The following is a 2277-nucleotide window of genomic DNA, read 5'->3' on the forward strand; positions in this document are numbered from 1 at the left end:
ACCCGCTAAAAGCACTGACGCGCCTGCGGCTTGCCCAACCCCGCGCCGTCCGGGAAAGAATTTCCCGATCGACCCGACGTTTCTGTTTACCTGTGATGTTAACGTTTGGATCTTTTTCCCGGGTTTACCTATTTTCTTCTAATGAAGCGTTCACAGCTGACGTTAATAGAGGGGTGCTTTTATCTTTGGTTTTTCACCAGGAGACCTTGTGAATCTTTGCCCCGATGAACGTCTGCTCTTTGTGCGGATGATTTCCGCTATGCTTCGCCGTTCGGGCGGTGATGCGGGTGCTGTTATGTTTGAGGCGTATCGCTATATTGTGTCCGATACCAATCAAGCTCGTCGTTCCTGCATGCTCGACCTGCTCGAAAGCGTCAGGCAGGACTATGTACAGGGTGGATGCGTGTCGCTTACACCAGATATGCTTTCCAGCTGAGTACGACGCAGAAAACCTACTGCGGTCCGACGCTGGGCTGACGGTTGCCGGCACGTGACAAACTCCAGGAAGAAGGGCTTCTTAATTTCCCGCTAAATACGTCGTGATGAAAAGATCACGGCCTATACCTGGGGGGGCATTATGAAACTGCCTAACGTCATTGAAGCTGTACTTAACTGTCTGTATCTGGCGGCAGAGCTGTGGGAGTGGCTGGAGAAGAATTTGCCTGTTTTTAAGGCATTGGCGCGGATTTTAGTGTGACTTTAACATCCATGCATCTGGCTGCATGACTATGCACTAGTGTAATATCCAGCGGCTGCGTTTCTGGTGTTTTTTCGTCATGTCTGTCGCCACTTTCCTGAGTCTGGCACCGGAAACGCAGCCAACCCCGTCTCAGCGGTGCGGGCAACGGATGTTATGGTAAATCCAGCTGATTGGCAGGTATAAAAAAAAGCCCCGCAGGGCTTTTTTGTACCTTATTGAACTGCACACTTTGCAGCCTTCAGGGCTTCCAGCTGATTTAGCCGGTTAGCTGCTTTTTTGCGGGCTTCGCCTTTTGCCATGCCATTTCCTATCCCAAAATCACCCAGGAAACCTAATACGGTGCGCCCGTCAAATTCGCCGGTTGCCTCAATTTCTTGTTGTACACTGCGCGTTTTTGCGATTTCCAGAGCTACCGCTTTGCAATCCATTGCGGAAGATTCTGGACCGGTGACGTTCGCGGCCTGTGGATATTGCTTTGTTGCGCATCCTGCCATGATCAGCGCTGCCGATAGGATGAATATTTTTTTCAAAATTATCCTTATTTTATTTAGGCATAGTTAAGAGATACCCATTTTATCGGCAGGAAATGAGGGTTTTTTAGTTGAATTTTGGGAGGGGCAAGGTTCCATATTGGTCGAGGATTCTGGAGCTGACCGGCAACGGCCAGCGCGGCTATGGGCCATGCGGTGGTTGAGCATAGAAAGGATCTTCTTGAGTTCCTTTTTTTCTACGCGTAATCTCTTGCTCTGAAAACGAAAAAACCACCTGGGGAGGTGGTTTTTCGAAGGTTAAGTCAGTTGGGGAACTGCTTAACCTGGTAACTGGCTTCAGCAGAGCGCAGATACCAAATACTGTCCTTCCAGTGTAGCCGTAGTTAGGCCACCACTTCAAGAACTCTATAGCACCATCTACATTAACTCGCTCTGCTAATCCTGTTACCAGTGGCTGCTGCCAGTGGCGCTTTGTCGTGTCTTTCCGGGTTGGACTCAAGACGATAGTTACCGGATAAGGCGCAGCAGTCGGACTGAACGGGGGGTTCGTGCATACAGTCCAGCTTGGAGCGAACTGCCTTCCCGGAACCGAGTGTCAGGCGTGGAATGAGAAACCGCGGCCATAACAGCGGAATGACACCGGTACACCGAAAGGCAGGAACAGGAGAGCGCACGAGGGAGCCACCAGGGGGAAACGCCTGGTATCTTTATAGTCCTGTCGGGTTTCGCCACCACTGATTTGAGCGTCAGATTTCGTGATGCTTGTCAGGGGGGCGGAGCCTATGGAAAAACGGCTTCGCCGCGGCCTTATCGTTTCCCTGTTAAGTTTCTTCCTGGCATCTTCCAGGAAATTTCCGCCCCATTCGTAAGCCCGCACCGCTCGCCGCAGCCGAACGACCGAGCGCAGCGAGTCAGTGAGCGAGGAAGCGGAATATATCCTGTATCGCATATTCTGCTGACGCGCCGGAGCCGCCTTTTTTCTCCTTCCACATGAAGCACTTCACTGATTTCCGCATCCGTGCCAACATAGTAAGCCAGTATACACTCCGCTAGCGCTACGTGACTGGTTCAGGGCTGCGCCCCGAC

At 51.6% G+C, this 2277-nt stretch carries 3 protein-coding genes; 1 reads left to right on the forward strand and 2 read right to left on the reverse strand.

What is annotated here, in order from left to right; all coding sequences use genetic code 11:
* The first annotated feature begins 208 nt into the window (after nt 1–208).
* Nucleotides 209–436 carry a hypothetical protein gene (locus AC0XWG_RS26160; RefSeq protein ID WP_122008688.1) on the forward strand — a complete coding sequence of 76 codons (228 nt, stop codon included), beginning with the start codon at nt 209–211 and terminating at the stop codon, nt 434–436.
* 476 nt (nt 437–912) lie between these two features.
* Here AC0XWG_RS26160 and AC0XWG_RS26165 read toward each other — a convergent pair whose 3' ends face one another.
* Both AC0XWG_RS26165 and AC0XWG_RS26170 read right to left on the reverse strand, forming a co-directional pair.
* Nucleotides 913–1230, reverse strand: coding sequence for a hypothetical protein (locus AC0XWG_RS26165; protein ID WP_000718044.1), 318 nt, complete (start codon nt 1228–1230; stop codon nt 913–915).
* Between the two features lie 383 nt (nt 1231–1613).
* Nucleotides 1614–1745 carry a hypothetical protein gene (locus tag AC0XWG_RS26170; protein ID WP_023224512.1) on the reverse strand — a complete coding sequence of 44 codons (132 nt, stop codon included), beginning with the start codon at nt 1743–1745 and terminating at the stop codon, nt 1614–1616.
* Between the last annotated feature and the right edge of the window lie 532 nt (nt 1746–2277).

Source organism: Enterobacter sp. DVT3837 (assembly GCF_056238685.1).

Excerpts from the sequence above, each read along its gene's own strand:
- AC0XWG_RS26170 (WP_023224512.1), bottom strand. The coding sequence starts at position 1,745 with ATGCACGAACCCCCCGTTCAGTCCGACTGCTGCGCCTTATCCGGTAAC.